The organism is Streptomyces sp. NPDC087845, from assembly GCF_044742755.1.
Classification (GTDB): Bacteria; Actinomycetota; Actinomycetes; order Streptomycetales; family Streptomycetaceae; genus Streptomyces.
Genome location: NZ_JBIUVC010000008.1, coordinates 108,450 through 124,272, shown reverse-complemented (window position 1 = coordinate 124,272; position 15,823 = coordinate 108,450). Strand labels below are relative to the sequence as shown.

The 15,823-nt window shown below is 70.1% G+C and carries 14 protein-coding genes; 5 read left to right on the top strand and 9 right to left on the bottom strand.

Annotated features, from left to right (window positions below):
• Window positions 1-34 precede the first annotated feature (34 nt).
• A complete protein-coding gene (locus tag ACIOMQ_RS21560; RefSeq protein WP_362202287.1) occupies window positions 35-397 on the bottom strand; it encodes a hypothetical protein in 363 nt (120 codons plus the stop codon).
• 47 nt (window positions 398-444) lie between these two features.
• Window positions 445-2,229: a cytochrome c oxidase subunit I gene (gene ctaD / locus ACIOMQ_RS21555; protein WP_402190077.1), complete on the bottom strand. Its 1,785-nt coding sequence runs from the start codon at window positions 2,227-2,229 to the stop codon at window positions 445-447.
• Between the two features lie 538 nt (window positions 2,230-2,767).
• Between ctaD and ACIOMQ_RS21550 the strand changes: the two genes are divergently transcribed.
• Window positions 2,768-4,456: a GAF domain-containing protein gene (locus ACIOMQ_RS21550; protein ID WP_401987464.1), complete on the top strand. Its 1,689-nt coding sequence runs from the start codon at window positions 2,768-2,770 to the stop codon at window positions 4,454-4,456.
• A gap of 14 nt (window positions 4,457-4,470) precedes the next feature.
• On the opposite strand, the gene ACIOMQ_RS21545 is transcribed toward ACIOMQ_RS21550, so the two are convergent.
• Window positions 4,471-5,217, bottom strand: a complete 747-nt coding sequence (locus tag ACIOMQ_RS21545; protein ID WP_362202720.1) for a response regulator transcription factor — start codon at window positions 5,215-5,217, stop codon at window positions 4,471-4,473.
• A gap of 244 nt (window positions 5,218-5,461) precedes the next feature.
• Between ACIOMQ_RS21545 and ACIOMQ_RS21540 the strand changes: the two genes are divergently transcribed.
• Window positions 5,462-6,796 (top strand): globin domain-containing protein, encoded by a 1,335-nt coding sequence (locus ACIOMQ_RS21540; protein ID WP_362202278.1) that lies wholly within the window; start codon window positions 5,462-5,464, stop codon window positions 6,794-6,796.
• Here ACIOMQ_RS21540 and ACIOMQ_RS21535 read toward each other — a convergent pair.
• Together ACIOMQ_RS21535 and ACIOMQ_RS21530 are read right to left on the bottom strand one after the other, a co-directional pair.
• Window positions 6,747-7,427, bottom strand: a complete 681-nt coding sequence (locus ACIOMQ_RS21535) for a vitamin K epoxide reductase family protein (RefSeq protein WP_362202275.1) — start codon at window positions 7,425-7,427, stop codon at window positions 6,747-6,749. The two genes, ACIOMQ_RS21540 and ACIOMQ_RS21535, sit on opposite strands and share 50 nt — an antisense overlap.
• Window positions 7,424-7,903 carry a hypothetical protein gene (locus tag ACIOMQ_RS21530; RefSeq protein ID WP_362202717.1) on the bottom strand — a complete coding sequence of 160 codons (480 nt, stop codon included), beginning with the start codon at window positions 7,901-7,903 and terminating at the stop codon, window positions 7,424-7,426. Before ACIOMQ_RS21530 ends, ACIOMQ_RS21535 begins: the two co-directional genes overlap by 4 nt.
• A gap of 297 nt (window positions 7,904-8,200) precedes the next feature.
• On the opposite strand from ACIOMQ_RS21530, the gene ACIOMQ_RS21525 reads away from it, so the two are divergent.
• The 3 genes from ACIOMQ_RS21525 to ACIOMQ_RS21515 all read left to right on the top strand — a co-directional run bounded on the left by ACIOMQ_RS21525 (window position 8,201) and on the right by ACIOMQ_RS21515 (window position 11,468).
• Entirely contained in the window at window positions 8,201-8,653 is a 453-nt protein-coding gene (locus tag ACIOMQ_RS21525; RefSeq protein ID WP_362202714.1) for a pyridoxamine 5'-phosphate oxidase family protein, read from the top strand.
• A 400-nt stretch (window positions 8,654-9,053) separates the two neighbouring features.
• Window positions 9,054-10,373, top strand: coding sequence for a diaminopimelate decarboxylase (gene lysA, locus ACIOMQ_RS21520; RefSeq protein WP_401265035.1), 1,320 nt, complete (start codon window positions 9,054-9,056; stop codon window positions 10,371-10,373).
• 171 nt (window positions 10,374-10,544) lie between these two features.
• The gene (locus tag ACIOMQ_RS21515) at window positions 10,545-11,468 is read left to right on the top strand and encodes a LysR family transcriptional regulator (protein ID WP_362202269.1); all 924 of its coding nucleotides are present in this window, start codon (window positions 10,545-10,547) and stop codon (window positions 11,466-11,468) included.
• Window positions 11,469-11,610: 142 nt separating this feature from the next.
• On the opposite strand, the gene ACIOMQ_RS21510 is transcribed toward ACIOMQ_RS21515, so the two are convergent.
• Genes ACIOMQ_RS21510 through ACIOMQ_RS21495 form a run of 4 tightly spaced genes read right to left on the bottom strand, consistent with a single transcriptional unit; the run spans window position 11,611 to window position 15,822 of the window.
• Entirely contained in the window at window positions 11,611-12,456 is an 846-nt protein-coding gene (locus ACIOMQ_RS21510; protein ID WP_402189868.1) for a serine hydrolase, read from the bottom strand.
• Complete coding sequence (locus ACIOMQ_RS21505) at window positions 12,453-14,078, bottom strand: amidohydrolase family protein (RefSeq protein WP_402189865.1); 1,626 nt, start codon at window positions 14,076-14,078, stop codon at window positions 12,453-12,455. Before ACIOMQ_RS21505 ends, ACIOMQ_RS21510 begins: the two co-directional genes overlap by 4 nt.
• The gene (locus ACIOMQ_RS21500) at window positions 14,078-14,851 is read right to left on the bottom strand and encodes an amino acid ABC transporter ATP-binding protein (RefSeq protein WP_362206951.1); all 774 of its coding nucleotides are present in this window, start codon (window positions 14,849-14,851) and stop codon (window positions 14,078-14,080) included. Before ACIOMQ_RS21500 ends, ACIOMQ_RS21505 begins: the two co-directional genes overlap by 1 nt.
• Window positions 14,848-15,822 carry an amino acid ABC transporter permease gene (locus ACIOMQ_RS21495; protein WP_401265023.1) on the bottom strand — a complete coding sequence of 325 codons (975 nt, stop codon included), beginning with the start codon at window positions 15,820-15,822 and terminating at the stop codon, window positions 14,848-14,850. Before ACIOMQ_RS21495 ends, ACIOMQ_RS21500 begins: the two co-directional genes overlap by 4 nt.
• Window position 15,823 lies beyond the last annotated feature (1 nt).

Genomic DNA, 15,823 nt, shown 5'->3' with positions numbered 1-15,823 from the left:
GACCGATGAGGCGTTCCGGTGTACCGGAGGTGGCTCACTGCTCGTCCTCGCCGGTCCCGACCGGGCCGGCGGTCCGCACCGGAAAGAGCGCGGACCAGCAGGCTTCCACCTCACGCTGCTCCTTGCCCCGCCGCAGCCACGCCTGGACGGCCAGGGACACCACGGCGGTGGTGCCCGCGACCGCCACCAGCGCGACTGCGGCCGGGGCGACCGGCACGAGCAGCAGAAGCATGGTGAGGGTCGCCGATCCCCACCCGGTCAGCACCGCGGCCGCGGCCAGCCGCCGGGAGCGAGGCCGGTCGCGGCCCGCCCGCAAGTCGACATAGGCGGGCAGGTACCAGACGTTGCCTGATGCGAAGAACGCGACGACACCGACCGCCAGAACACCGTGGGACATCGGGCAGCACTCTCCTGAGGGTGGGGTTTGCGGGGGAGACGGAGGGGTCAGTGCGGTACGGCGGGTTCGAGTTCGAGTGCGGCGATCTCCGGATGGTGCAGGTCGAAGGCCGGGGACTCGCTGCGGATGCGGGGGAGGGCGACGAAGTTGTGCCGCGGCGGAGGACAGGACGTGGCCCATTCCAGGGAGCGGCCATATCCCCAGGGGTCGTCGACCGTGACCTTCCTGCCGTACTGACTGGTCTTCCAGACGTTGTAGAAGAAGGGCAGGAACGACAGTCCGAGGAGGAATGAGCCGATGGTGGAAAGGGTGTTGAGGGCGGTGAATCCGTCAGCGGCGAGATAGTCGGCGTACCGGCGCGGCATTCCCTCGGCCCCGAGCCAGTGCTGCACGAGGAACGTGAGGTGGAATCCGACCGTCAGCACCCAGAACGTGATCTTGCCCAGGCGCTCGTCGAGCATTTTGCCGGTGAACTTCGGCCACCAGAAATGGAATCCGGCGAACATCGCGTACACCACCGTGCCGAAGAGCGTGTAGTGGAAGTGGGCGACCACGAAGTACGAGTCGGAGACATGGAAGTCCAGGGGCGGTGAGGCCAGGATGACTCCCGTCAGTCCACCGAAGACGAACGTGATCAGGAATCCGGTGGTCCACAGCATCGGCGTCTCGAAGGACAGCGATCCCTTCCACATCGTGCCGATCCAGTTGAAGAACTTCACTCCCGTCGGTACGGCGATCAGGAAGGTCATGAAGGCGAAGAAGGGCAGGAGCACACCACCGGTGACATACATGTGGTGGGCCCAGACGGTGACGGACAGCCCGGCGATGGCGATCGTCGCGGCGACGAGACCGATATAGCCGAACATCGGCTTCCGGGAGAAGACCGGAATGATCTCGGAAACGATGCCGAAGAACGGCAGAGCCAGTACATAGACCTCCGGGTGACCGAAGAACCAGAAGAGGTGCTGCCACAGAAGCGCGCCCCCATTGGCGGGATCGAAGATGTGCGAGCCGAACTTGCGGTCCATCTCCAACGCGAAGAGCGCCGCGGCGAGGACAGGGAAGACCAGGAGGATGAGTACAGCGGTCAGCAGTACGTTCCAGGTGAAGATGGACATGCGGAACATGGTCATTCCCGGGGCGCGCATGCAGATGATGGTGGTGATGAAGTTCACCGCTCCGAGAATGGAACCGAAGCCGGAAAGCGCCACGCCCATGATCCACATGTCGGCACCGATGCCCGGGGAATGCGTGGCGTCGGACAGCGGCGCATAGGCGAACCATCCGAAGTCGGCGGCGCCCTGGGGAGTGAGGAACCCCGCGGCGGCGATCAGTGAACCGAAGAGGAACAACCAGTACGCCAGCATGTTCAGTCGCGGAAACGCCACATCGGGCGCGCCTATCTGAAGCGGCATGAGCCAATTGGCGAATCCCGTGAACAGCGGCATCGCGAACAGCAGCAGCATCACCGACCCATGCATGGTGAATGCCTGATTGAACTGCTCGTTGGAGATGATCTGCGTCCCGGGGCGGGCGAGTTCGGCACGCATCACGAGTGCCATCGCGCCGCCGATCAGGAAGAAGACGAACGCGGTGACGAGATAGAGCGTGCCGATCTGCTTGTGGTCGGTCGTGGTGAGCCACGAGACGACGATCCGCCCGCGGGACGAACGGCCCGGCAGTCCGGTGCCGGGTTGCGTCGCCCCCTCCTCCGCGCCGGCCCGAGCGGTCCGGCGATCGTTCCTGGTGGAGTGCGCGTCGGCGGCCGCGGCCCCGGGGCCGGGGGGTTTGGGCCCCTGCGTGGGGGCGGCCTGATTGCCGTGCGATTCCATTGCGTCCACCGGACCGTGTCCTCCAGCTCTTGCGGTTCTTCGGGCACTCCCCGGCCGCACGGGCGGATCCGGGGAGCGGTCGGGAAGGTCCGGCGGATCACGAGGGGACGGACCGGACCTTCCCGGCCGCACCATGCTCGTCGTGGCCCTCGAAGCCCTCCAGGGACCGACAGGCACCTTCCGCGGGGCCGAACGGCCCTACTGCCGGTCCATCAGGCAGCCGACCGGCCCGATCCGGGCCGGTCCTCGCGACGGGAGCGCACGCACCGACGGACCACCGGCCCGCGTGGCTGTCGTAGGCTGATCGTCCGTGGACCGGTCCCAGCCTGAGGTGATCCGGTGAGCAGATTCCCGGCAGACGGCAGACGGCACACGGATGGACCCAGAGAGCGGCGCCCCGATGACAGAGACAGCACCTACCGCGTCCGGCTCTCCCTCCGGAGCCCCTTCGCCCGGCTCGGCCTTCTCCGCTCCCGACTCGGCCCGAGCCTCCTGCCCCCGGCCGGCGCCCTGGCCCCAGCCCAGCAGGCCGGACAGGATGCACAGCCTGCTGGACGCCGTGATGAGTCTGGGGCGGGGCCTGGAACTGCCCGAGGTGCTGCGCGGGATCGTGGAGGCCGCGGTGACCCTGACCGACGCGGAGTACGGAGCGCTCGGTATCGTCGGGGACGGGCAGAAGCTGCTGGAGTTCCTGCCGGTCGGCATATCGGAGCCGCTCGCCGCGGTGATCGGTCAGACGCCGTGCGGGCGCGGCATCCTGGGTGAGCTGATCCATCACCCGGAACCCCTGCGGCTCACCGATCTGAGCAGCCATCCGCGCAGCTTCGGATTTCCACCCCATCATCCCCCCATGCGCACCTTCCTCGGGGTGCCGGTGCGGGTTCGCGACGAGGTGTTCGGCAACCTCTATCTCACCGAGAAACGGGGCGGGGTGAGTTTCGACGCCGATGACGAGGCGGTGCTGACCACCCTGTCGATCGCGGCCGGGGTCGCCATCGACAACGCCCGCATGTACGACGAGAGCCGCCGCCGGGAGCGGCGTCTGGAGGCACTGGGGGAGATCACCCGCACCCTGCTCTCGGGGACGGACGCCGACGAGGTGCTGCAACTGATCGCCGAGCGGGCGATGGAGGTGGCGGGGGCCGACCGGGCCGCGATTCTGCTGCCGACGCCGCCCGCGTCCCCCTCCGGTGCGTCGGAGGGGTCCGGGGCCGAGGCCCGCCTCACCGTTGCCGTCGCCCACGGCAGGGATTCCGAACGCGTAACCGGGCTGTCCGTACCCGCGCGGGGATCACTGGCCGGACTCGCCGCCCGTACCGGGACACCGGTGCACTGCGCCGATGTCCGAACGGATCCCCGGGCTCATCCGTTCGGTGACGGTGCCGAGGACGGTCTCGGGCCGGTGGTGACGGTGCCTCTGCAGGTCGACACGGGCGCACGGGGCGCACTGCGCCTGGGGCGTCCGGTGGACCGCCCGCCGTTCGACGACACCGAGGTCGCACTGGTCTCGGGTTTCGCCGACCAGGCGGCCATCGCCCTGGAACTGGCCCGTAGGCGGGCCGAGTCCGAGGAGCTCGCCGTCATGCACGACCGGGACCGGATCGCCCGCGATCTGCACGATCTCGCGATTCAGCGGCTGTTCGCGACCGGGATGACGCTCCAGAGCACCACGCGTGTCATCGCGGACCGGCCGGACGCGGCCGAGCGGGTCAGCCGGGCGGTGGACGATCTGGACACCACGATCCGGATCATCCGTTCCACCATCTTCGATCTGCGGACGGCGGACGGTTCGGGCCGCGGCGGGCTGCGGCACCGGATGACGGAGACCGCTCGCACGGCGGCACACGCGCTTGGTTTCCGGCCCTCCGTGCGGATCGACGGGCCGGTGGACACCACGGTGCCGGACGAACTGGCCGAACACGTGGTGGCGGTCGCCGCCGAGGCGGTGTCCAACGCCTCTCGCCATGCCCGTGCGACTCGTATCGGCATCGTGCTGTCGGCCGACGACGCGGTGACCCTGACCGTCACCGACAACGGCATCGGGATCCCGGACGGTGTCGCGAGCACGAGCGGGGCGGGGGCCGATGCCGGCGATCCGGCAGCCGGGCGACCGGGAGGGCTGGCCAATATGCGTACGCGGGCGGAGCTGTGCGGCGGCACGCTGGCCATCGAACAGCCGACGGACGGCGGAACGCGGATCGTCTGGCGCGTGCCGCTCCACGACTGACGGCCGGGGGCCTGTCAGATTCCCGGGACCGGGGGCCGCCCCTGGCGGTCCTTGAGCCGGCCGACGAGCATCGCGGCCTGGATCCGACGGCCCACGCCCAGTTTGGCGAGAATCGAGGAGATGCGGTTCTTGACGGTCTTCTCGGCCAGGAAGAGACGTTCCGCGATCTCACGGTTGGTGAGGCCCTCGCCGATGAGATCCAGGATCTGCCGCTCCCTGGGCGTGAGCCGGTCCAGTTCCGATGTCTCGGACTCCTCGGCAGGGGTGCGCTGAGTGCCCCGCAGCCGTGACATCACGCGGGCGGTCGTCCGTGGATCGAGCATCGACGTGCCTGACGCGACCGTGCGTACGGCGGCGATCAGGTCGGCCCCGTTGATCTGCTTCAGCACATACCCCGCGGCGCCCGCCATGATGGCGTCGAACAGCGCCTCGTCGTCATCGAACGACGTCAGCATCAGACAGGCGAGTTCGGGCATCAGGGCACGCAGTTCCCGGCACACCTCGATACCGGCGTGGTCACCGCCCTGGTCGTCGCCGAGGCGTACGTCCAGCACGGCGACCTGCGGCCTGCTGGCCGGTACGCGGGCCAGTGCCTCCCGGGCGTTGGACGCCTCACCGACGACCTCGATGCCGTCCTCGGCCTCCAGCAGATCGCGTACGCCGCGTCGTACGACCTCGTGGTCGTCGAGGATGAAGACGCGTACGGGGGCAGCGGACTGCGACAGGGGCGTGCTCAGGGGGGACTTCGCGGACTCGTTCACACCATGCTCGATCGCTTCGGGGAAGGGGTGGGCGGGAACCAGTATGTGCCCGCCCGCGGGCCTGGTCCCGCCGGGGTGCCACAGCACGGTGAACGGTCTGTGAACAGGGCCGAAAGGCCCTGCGGCCGGGGCCGGTCAGCGGGCTGGACGCGGTGCCATACTGACGCCGCCAAGATCGTCCGGGCGCTACGGACATCTCTGTTTCCCTGCCCCCCACTGCGCTGCTCCGAGGAGTCACCGGCCCATGAACACCCCGAGCGAGGACTACCACGCACTGCTCGCACGGCACGACGCGATGCGGCTGCGACGACGCATCCTGGCCCCGTCCGGCAGCCGTTCCGAACCGTGGAGCGCCAAGGCCCCGCAGGCGTACGACGGAAGGGCCGACCAACTGCTGATCAGCGACTTCCTGCCACTGGTGAGCCCGCTGGAGGAGCTGATCGCCGAGCTGTACCGGCTTCTGTTCGAGCGGCATCCGTATCTGCGGTCGTTGTTCCCCGAGTCGATGGCGTTCCAACAGGTCCATCTCGTAGGGGTCTTCCGCTACCTGATCGGCAACCTGCACCGCACGGACGAGATGATCGGCGTCTTCGCGCAGTTGGGGCGCGACCATCGCAAGCTCGGTGTGCGCCCCGCGCATTTCGAGGCCTTCGAGGCGGCGCTGATCGAGGCGCTGCGCATGCGTGCGGGCGCCCGGTGGACCAGCGCGCTGGAGGACGCCTGGCTGCGGATGCTGCGGCTGGCCGTTTCGGCGATGGTCAGGGGCGCGGACGAGGCGATCGCCGAACCGCCCAGCTGGGACGCGACAGTGACCTCGCACGAACTGCGCACGCCCGATCTCGCGGTGCTGCGGGTACGGCCCCACCAGCCCTACGCCTTCGAGGCCGGGCAGTACGCGTCCTTGGAGTCGCCGCAGCTGGAACAGGCATGGCGCCCCTACTACCTGGCCCGCGCGCCGCATCCGGACGGCGAGCTGGAGTTCCATGTACGGGCGCGGGGCGCCGGCGGGGTGAGCGACGCCCTGGTGCACGGTACGCGCGAAGGCGGCGCCGTCCGCCTCAGCGCGCCGCGCGGCGCACTGGTCCTGCCCGATCACACCCCGACCGCCGACATTCTGCTGATCGCCTCCGGTACGGGCTGGGCTCCGATGAAGGCGCTGCTCCAGCGGATCGACGCCGAACGCTCCTGCGCGCACCGGGTGCGACTGCTGCTGGGTCCCGCTGCGCCGGAGGAGAGGGGCGCGCCCGAAGAGATGTACGACGCGGCGTACCTGGATGCCTTCCGTCGCGGACGCCCGTGGCTGACCGTCATCGCCGCTGCCTCGGCTGCTCACTCCGCGGGTGCCGGGCTGCAGGCCCTGAACGGAATACTGTCCCCGCGTCCCGGGGCCGCCGCCCGGCAGCACGCCTTTCTGGCCCTGGCCCCCGAGGCATCCATGACGGAGCCGAACCGGGCCGTCTCCGCACGGCTGGCCGCCGCCGGAGTGCCGGCCGCACACATCCATCACGAGGCCACCGGCATCGTCGAGGTCACAGAAATGTCTGCCAGTACGACCAGAACCGGGTTGCTATCAGCATGACGATGACCAGGCACCAGGTCACCGGCACCACGAGAGGGAACTCCAGTACCGCCGCGACCAGGGCACGTGGCACGGGCAGGACGCCATGGCGCAGGTTGTGCACCGTCGTGTGCCAGAACATGAAGATGGTGGCCACCCATACGAGCACGCACCACAGGCAGAGGGCGCCGATGTCGTACAGCGCCTGCGTCATCAGCCACATGCAGAAGCCGACGCCGAGCAGCGTGCCGAGGTTCAGCCCCAGCCAGTACCAGCGCCGGTAGCGTGCGCCCGCCAACAGGCCCGCGCCGGTTCCCATCACCACTCCGAAGGCGATCAGCCCGATGATCGGGTTCGGAAAGCCGAACACCGACGCCTGCTCGCTGCGCATCACATTGGCGCAGGACACCACGGGGCTCAGCGAGCAGGCGGGCACGAAGCCGGGGTCCGCGAGCAGTTCGAACTTGTCGATCGTGATCATGAACGAGCCGAGCAGCCCGAGCGCGGCGGTGATCACCAGCAGCCACCCGAACCCCGGCCTCGCCCCGGCGCACTCCCGGTCGTGGCCCGTTCCGGACGCGACGGCGCAGACCGGGCCATCGGCCTCGGGCCCTTCCGCCACGCCCACCGCTCCGCGCTCCGACACCGTCATGGCCGCCCCCGTACGGAACCGTCCGGCCAGATGACCTCCACCCGGATCCCCCGCGCCCGCGCGAAGGCAACCAGATGCGCGGTGGCGTCCCGGCCGTCCGACGGTGATCCGTCCCATACGGCGAGCAGGGTCCGGCACGTCTCCACCAGACGTTCATCGGCGCCGACACACGCGTCGCGGTCGGCCGGGTCAAAAGGCAGAAGCCGCACCTGCTCGGCCAGGACCAGCAGTTCGCCCGCGGCCCGCCGGTCCCGCTCGGGCAGCACGCTGGGAACAGAACCCTGGGCCGGCAGCATCACCGTCAGCTTCCGTCCGGCCTCCCGTGCGGCGCGCCCGAAGACCAGTGGAAGTCCCGACCCGACCCGCACCAGAGCGGCCGCACCTTCCGCCAGCTGTTTCAGCCGCGCTCCCAGTTCAGCTTCCACCAGTTCCAGAGTCCTGTTGCCCAGGTCTCTGTGCCCGACGACTGCGATCACCACGTTCCCCTCCCGCACACTTCAGTACGGTCCGATCCGACCGCACGCTCCCGCATGCCACGGGCCGGTCCCGGAGCCGCCGTCGGACCGGCCGGTGGCATGCGATGCACCGCAGTGAACCCATCGGAGGTCGCACGCCACTAGGGCCGTTCGGCCCTGGGGCCGTTCGGCCCTGGTGCGGGGACGGCACCACTCGATGTACTCGTGCGGCAGGTGAGCAGACCAGGAGACGAGGCAGCCCCCATGAACCACTCATGCCATCAGTCGCCCGAGCCGTCCGTGCGCACGGACGCGACCATGCCATCGGACGCGGCATCGCTCTGCGGGTCGGCGGCCACCATGCCGCGCCGCACGGTCGAGTTGACAGGCACCCAGGCCCTGAGTCTGCTCGGCCGGGCGCCACTCGGGCGGATCGTCTTCACCCAGCGGGCGCTGCCCGCAGTCCGGCCGGTGAACCATCTGCTGGACCGCGGCCAGATCGTCATCCTGACCCATCAGGACTCGGATCTGTTCGCGCAGGCCCGTGATCACGGCGAGCGGGGAGTCGTGGTCGCCTACCAGGCCGACGACATCGATCCACTGACCCACCTGGGCTGGAGCGCCGTAGCCACGGGGTACTGCCGTCCGGTCACCGATCCGGACGCTCTGGCGCGCTATCAGCGACGGCTCCGCCCCTGGTCGGACCAGGTGATGGACCGTGCGGTACGCATCCGTCCCCATCTGGTCACCGGAATCCGGCTGGTCGCCTGACGCGGTACTTCCCTGCGGAGCGCCGGCGCACGAGCGCTGTGGACCGCGACCGTGGATTCGAGCAGCCGTGGCCCGGAGCGAGGCAGGCTCCGCAGGGCACGGGGCACCGGAGCGTCTCCCGCACGGCGTCCGGCCGAGTGCGCACGAGCCCCTGCCCGGCCGGCTTCCCATGCACGCCGCACACACGCGTCGCCCACGCGGTCGGCAACACCCCGCCGACCCGGACGCTTCATCCACGTACGGGAACGGGGCCTGCGCTGTTCGCGGTGGACGGCCAGGGGCGCAGGGGATTCACACATGAGCATCGAAAATCATGAGGCTCAGCCACGGAAGAATGCGCTTTTCCGATCCCTCGCGCAGGCCGCAGGATGGCCGGGAGCCGGCCTACTGGGGAGGAATCATGTCGTCAGCCATCGAAACGGGTCTGCTGCCCTTCACATCGGAGGTCCGTCCCGAAGGGCTCGCTGTCGGGGGGGTCCTGCTCGCCGACCTCGCTCAGCGCTTCGGAACGCCGCTCTTCGTCTACGACGAGGAACACCTGCGCCGACGCTGCCGCGAGGCGGTCGCCGCCTTCGGCCCGGACAATGTCGCCTACGCCTCCAAGGCGTTCCTGTGCACGGCCATGGCACGACTGGCCCATGAGGAGGGGCTGTTGCTCGATGTCGCCTCCGGCGGCGAGCTGCGGGTGGCGCTGCACGCCGGTGTCCCGGCCGGGCGGATCGTGCTGCACGGCAACAACAAGGACGAGTCGGAGCTGCGCACGGCGATGTCGGCCGGGCTGCGGCACGTGGTGGTCGACAGCTTCGACGAGATGGACCGCATCGAGTACCTGCACGCCAAGGAAGGACTGCCGCCGGCCCGCATTCAGTTGCGAGTGGCGCCGGGTGTTGCCGCAGGTGCGCACGAGGCGATCAGGACCGGGGGTGACGATTCGAAGTTCGGGTTCGGCCTCGCCCGCGGAACCGCCGCGGCCGCCGTGCGGCGGGCCGTCGGCTCCCCGGCGATGATCCTGGAAGGCGTTCACGCGCATGTGGGCTCCCAGGTGCTGGACACGGCGGAGCTCGCGGCGGGCGCCGCTGCCGTGGCGCGGTTCGCCGCGGAGACACGGGTACACCGGCTCACCGTCGGCGGCGGCCTCGGTGTCGCCTACGAGGCGGAACAGACCGTACCCTCGTTCGCCGACTGGGCGGACCGGGTGCGCACCGCGGTGCGCGATGCGGGCTGGGGGGGCGAGGTGACGGTGGAGCCCGGCAGATCCATAGCCGCCCGCGCGGGGCTGACCCTGTACCGGGTGGGCACGATCAAGCGGATCGAGGGCGTGCGGACCTATGTCAGCGTCGACGGCGGAATGAGCGACAACCTGCGCCCTGCCCTGTACGGCAGCCGCTACGAGGTGTTCCTGCCGCGCTGCCCGCGCGCACCGAGGCCGCTGCGGGCACGGCTGGTCGGCAAGCACTGCGAGAGCGGCGACGTGATCGTCGACGAAGCCGCGCTGCCCGCCGGAGTCGAGGTGGGTGATCTCCTGGCCACGCCCGTCACGGGCGCCTACGGGTATGCCATGGCGTCCAACTACAACAAGCTGCCGCGCCCGGCTGTCGTCTTCGTGTCCGACGGTCGTGCCCGCACCGCGGTGCGCCGGGAGACCGAGGAGGACCTGCTGCGCCTGGACGTGGACGAGGCCGCCCGGCCCGTGGCGCCGCAGTGCGCCGCGACGGCCTGAGGGCTGTCCGTAGTCCCTGGTGGTCGTGCGACGGCAGCTGCGGCGCTCGCCGCGTTGTCGGGACGCCCGAATGCATCCAGTATTCGGGCGTCCCTCCGCCTTGCGATGCATCGCATCCGACGCCGCACGCCGATCCACCGGGGATTACGGGACAGCCCTTAGTCTGACCCGATGCTGAACAGTGCCCGATTGCTCGTCCTGCTGCACATAGCCCGCACGGGCACCATCGTGGGCGCGGCCCAGGCTCTGCATCTGAGCCCGTCCGCGATCTCGCACCAACTCGCCCGGCTGGAGCAGGAGCTCGGGGTGGCATTGGTGGAACGTCAGCCGCAGAGCCTGCGGCTGACGGCAGCCGGTGCGCGACTGGCCGAGCACGCGCAGGCCGTCGCCGACCTGATGGCAGTCGCCCAGGACGACCTGCGGGCGCACTCCGGGGGAGAGGCCGGGGTCCTGCGGCTGGGCTTCTTCGCTTCCTCGGGCCTGGAGCTGCTGCCCCGGGCGCTGTCGGCCTTCGCGGCCGAGCGGCCCCAGGTCGAGCTGGAGCTGATCCTGGGGCAGCCGCACGAGCTGGTGCCCGATCTGGAGGCGGGACGGCTGGATGCGGTGGTCGTCTTCGAACATCCGCTGGACCCCTGGTGCCGCCAGGCGACCGTGGATGTGGAGATGTTCTTCGACGAGCCCCAGCTGGTGATCCTTCCGCTGCGGCACCCCCTCGGGCGGCGCACCGAGGTCCGGCTGTCCGCCCTGGAGGGGGAGAGCTGGATCGGTACACACGGCGGTCATACCGGCGAACCGGTTCTGGAACGCGCCTGTGCGGCCGAGGGGTTCCGGCCGCGGGTCCACTGCCGCAGCGATCACTACCAGGTCACGATCAACCTGGCGCGCGCCGGAATGGGCATCGCACTCGTCCCGGCCCTCGGGATCGGCGACACGGCAGGAGTGCACGTCTGCCGACTGGACCACCCCCAACTGCACCGGAGGATCGGGGTCGCCACCCGGCCGACCAACCGCAACCCTCTGCTGCGGATCTTCCTCGCGGAGCTGCGGTCGGCCGCCGAGGAGATCCGGTCGCTGTTGGAGATGCAGTGGTCCTGACCGGCGGGGCGTGCCGCTGCGCGGCTCCGGTGAGGGGCGTGCTGCTACGTGGTTCCGGTGGGCGGCCGGAGGCCGGCCCGTGTCCGGGCCGGCCTCCGGCCGCATTTGCCGTGCGGGCCCCCGCCTCTTGGGGGCCCGCCCTTCATACGGCGGCCCGACGGCGGGCACAGGCCGCGAGAATGCGGCCGACATCCCGGATGGCCTGCACCGCGGCCCGCTCGGTGCTGGGGCCCAGCGCCGGCTCCCAGTGCGCCACCACCGCGTACGCCAGCCGACGTGCCCCGACGATGACCCCGGCATCGGCGCGCACTCCGGTGTCGGTGCCCGTCTTGTTGGCCACCAGAAGCCCGTCGGGCAGCGGGTCCGGGAAACCGGGGGCGTAGGGGTCGTGGTCCACCAGCGCGGGGACCAGACCGTGGTCGGTGTTGGCGCGCATCCAGTGCAGCAGCCGTGCGGAGGCCGCCGGGGAGCTCATCGTGCCGCGTACCGTATGTGTCACCAGCCGTGCCAGGTCCTTCGCGGTGCCGGTGGCGAAGACGGGTGGCACATCCGGGCCCCGGATGTCGCGGACCTTGTCGTGGAGCGTGAGGCGGTCGAGCCCGAGCTGCTCCGCCAGCCGGGCCGTGGACTCGCGCCCCACCAGGCGGAGCAGCGCGTTGGTGGCGCTGTTGTCGCTGACCGAGGCGGTCAGCCAGGCCAGGTCCTCGACGGTCCAGCCGCGTCCGCTCATCCGGTGCAGCAGGCCGGTACCCCGCGCCACGTCCTCGTCGAGGATTTCGACGGTCCGGTCGGCGAGCAGTTCGCCGGTGTCCAGCCGGCGTGAGACCTCGGCGAGCAGCAGCAGCTTCGAGGCGGACGCGACCGGCAGCACCGTGTGTTCGTCGACCCCCACCGTCTCGCCGCCGTCGATGTCGACGGCGGCGACGGCCAGGGTGAGCGGCAGCGCGGCCGAGCGCCGCGCCGCCGCGGCCACCTGGGCCAGACTCATCGGATCCTCACGACTTCCCCCGCCCGCTGCACGGTCGGGCAGCCGCTCCGCACGGCCACCCGTCCCGCCACCACAACGGTATCGATGCCTTCGGGGGCCAGCAGCGGTTGGTCGAACGTGGCCCTGTCGCGTACCGATTCCGGGTCGAGGACGACCAGATCGGCCATGGCACCGTCGCGGACCACTCCGCGGCCGGTGAGCCCGAACCGCCGGGCCGGCAGACCGGTCATCTTGTGCACCGCGTTCTCCAGCGGCACCAGTCGCTGGTCACGGCCGTAGTGGCCGAGCACGCGGGCGAAACTCCCCGCCCAACGGGGGTGCGGTCGGCCGGGTTTGGGGACACCGTCCGAGCCGATCATCGACAGCGGACTGGCGATCACCCGACGGACGTCGTCCTCGCGCATGGAGTGGCTGATGATGGTCACCTCGCCCTGCTCGGCCAGCAGCAGGTCGCACGCGTAGTCGACCGGGTGGACACCGCGCTCGGCGGCGAGGTCGGCGATGCTGCGGCCCTCGGCCTGCGGGTGCGCCTGAGCGGCGGCCACCGTGATGAGGTCCCAGCCGCCGTTGCCCACGGTGTTCTCCCACCCCTTGACGCCCTGAGCGATGTCCGTCCGGATCCGGTCGCGCGTATCGGCCCGGCTCAGCCGTTCCAGCAGGGCTCCGACGCCCCCCTCGCTCGTCCACGGTGGCAGCATGGCGTGCAGGACGGTGCTTCCCGCGGTGTACGGATAGACGTCGCACAGGACGTCCACGCCTTCGGCGCGGGCCTGCTCCAGCCGGGGCAGGGTGCGCAGCGTGGCGCCCCAGGCGTGCCGGCCGGCGGTCTTGTGATGGGAGATCTGCAGAGGGGCGCCGGAGCGCACCGCGATCTCCAGTGCTTCCTCCAGGGCGGTTTCCACCTGTGACATCTCGTCGCGCAGATGAGTGACGTAGGGCTTGCCGTGACGGGCGGCGACCCTGGCCAGCGCGACGATCTCCTCGGTGTCGGCGTAGGTGCCGGGAGGGTAGATCAGCCCGGTGGACAGGCCGGCCGCGCCCTGGCGCAGCGCCCGGTCCAGCAGCGCGCACATGGTGTCCAGTTCGCCGGGCCCCGGCGGGCGGGCCTCGAAGCCCATCACCCCGGCGCGCAGCGTTCCGTGGCCGACGAGCGAGGCGATGTGGGTGCGGCGCAGCGAGAGGTCCTGTCCGGCGGCGAACGCGTCGAAGTCCACCGCGGGCCGTACCGGTCCGAGCCCGAACGTCACCCTGAGATGCTCGGCCAGTACCGGCAGCCGCTCCGGAAGCGAGGGGAACAGGCTCGTCCCGCAGTTGCCGGAGATCTCCGTGGTGACGCCCTGGAGCAGCGGTGCGAGGCGGAGTTCGTCGACCGGCTCCGCTGTGGCGGTGCCGTCGGCGCCATGGGGCGCCGCGAGGGCGTCGGAGTGCGTGTGCACATCGATGAAGCCGGGAGTGACGACCTGGCCGGTCACATCCAGGCTCTCGGCGGCCGAGGCCGGGGTACCGGCGGGGAGTACGGTGATCCGTCCGTCCACCACCGCGATGTCCGCCTCCCTGGCGGGTGCGCCGGTTCCGTCGACGAGCGTGCCGCCGCGCAGCAGCAGATCCAGCGGGCGGCCCATCACAGCACCGTCGCAAGGAAGGCCCGCGTGCGCTCGTGCCGCGGGTCGGTGAACAGGAGGTCCGGGCTCCCGGCTTCGACGACGGCGCCCTGATCCATGAACAGGACGCGGTCGGCGACCTCGCGGGCGAAGCCCATCTCGTGAGTGACGACGACCATCGTCATACCGCTGCCGGCCAGGTCGCGCATGACGCCCAGGACTTCGCCGACGAGTTCGGGATCGAGGGCGGAGGTGGGTTCGTCGAAGAGCATGAGCGCCGGCTCCATGGCCAGTGCGCGGGCGATCGCCACACGCTGCTGCTGCCCGCCGGACAGCTGCCCCGGGTAGTGGTCCGCCCGGTCCGCGAGACCGACGCTGTCCAGCAGCTCCCGGGCCTGCTTCTCGGCCTGCGCACGGGAGTTGCCCTTGACGGCGACGGGCCCCTCCATCACGTTCTGCACCGCTGTGCGGTGCGGGAACAGATGGAACCGCTGGAACACCATGCCGATCCGCTCGCGCTGGCGTCGGACGTCACGGGGGCGCCTCTCGCGCAGGACGCGGCCGGACGGGCCGTGCTGTTCGTAGCCGATCAGTTCACCGTCCATCCACACCCGTCCCGCGTCGATCTGCTCAAGGTGGTTGAAGCAGCGCAGCAGCGTCGACTTGCCGGACCCGGAAGGGCCTATGACACACAGCACCTCACCGCTGCGGACATCGAGATCGATGCCCTTCAGCACCTCGGTGTCACCGAATCGCTTGCGGACCCCACGGGCCCTGAGGATCACGTCGTTCATGCCGCTGCCCCCTTCCTGGTGCCACGACCGGGTACGAGATTCGCCAGGACTCTGCGCCGCAGCGGCGGGGCCGCGCCGGGGCTGTAGCGGCGTTCGACGGCGTGCTGGCCGATGCTGGCGATCGTCGTGAGGACCAGATACCAGAGGGAAGCCACCATCAGCAGCGCCACCACCTCGAAGTTGGCGAGATACAGGTGCTGGGAGACGGTCATCAGATCGGCGCCCGCGATGACCGAGACCAGCGAGGTCGTCTTGAGCATGGAGATGAACTGGTTGCCGAAGGGCGGGATGATCACCCGCATCGCCTGCGGGAGGATGATCCGGGACAGGATCTGACGGTTCGACATGCCGATGGACGCACCGGCCTCACGCTGCCCGGGGTCCACGCTCTGCATGCCCGCCCGCACGATCTCGGCCATGTAGGCACCCTCGTTGATGGAGAGGCCGAGCAGCGCAGCCACGAACCCGGTGATGACCTGGTTGGACTGCCAGCTGACGAGCTTCGGCCCGTCGAACGGGACACCGATGCTGATCACCGGGAACAACAGGGCCAGGTTGAACCAGAAGATGAGCTGGACAAGCAGCGGGGTGCCTCGGAAGAACCAGGTGTACGCACTGGCGGTGAGACGCAGAACCGGGCTGTCCGAGAGCTGCATCACCGCGACGACTACCCCGATGGCGATGCCGACGGCCATCGAGACGAGGGTGAGCTGAATGGTCACCGCGAGACCGTTGAGTATCACGCTGTCGAACTGGTACTTGGCGACGATGTCCCAGTGCAGGTTGGGATTGACGATGATCGTGTAGGCGAGCCAGACCGCGAACAGTGCGGCGGCGAAGACCGCCAGCCAGCGCCCCGGACGGGGGCGCCGGCTCACCTGGAGGGTGAGGTCCTCGTCCAGTGGTACCGCTTCGGTGGTGCCCGCCGGTGCCGGACCGAGGGCGGCGCCGGACGTTTTCTGATGGGTCATG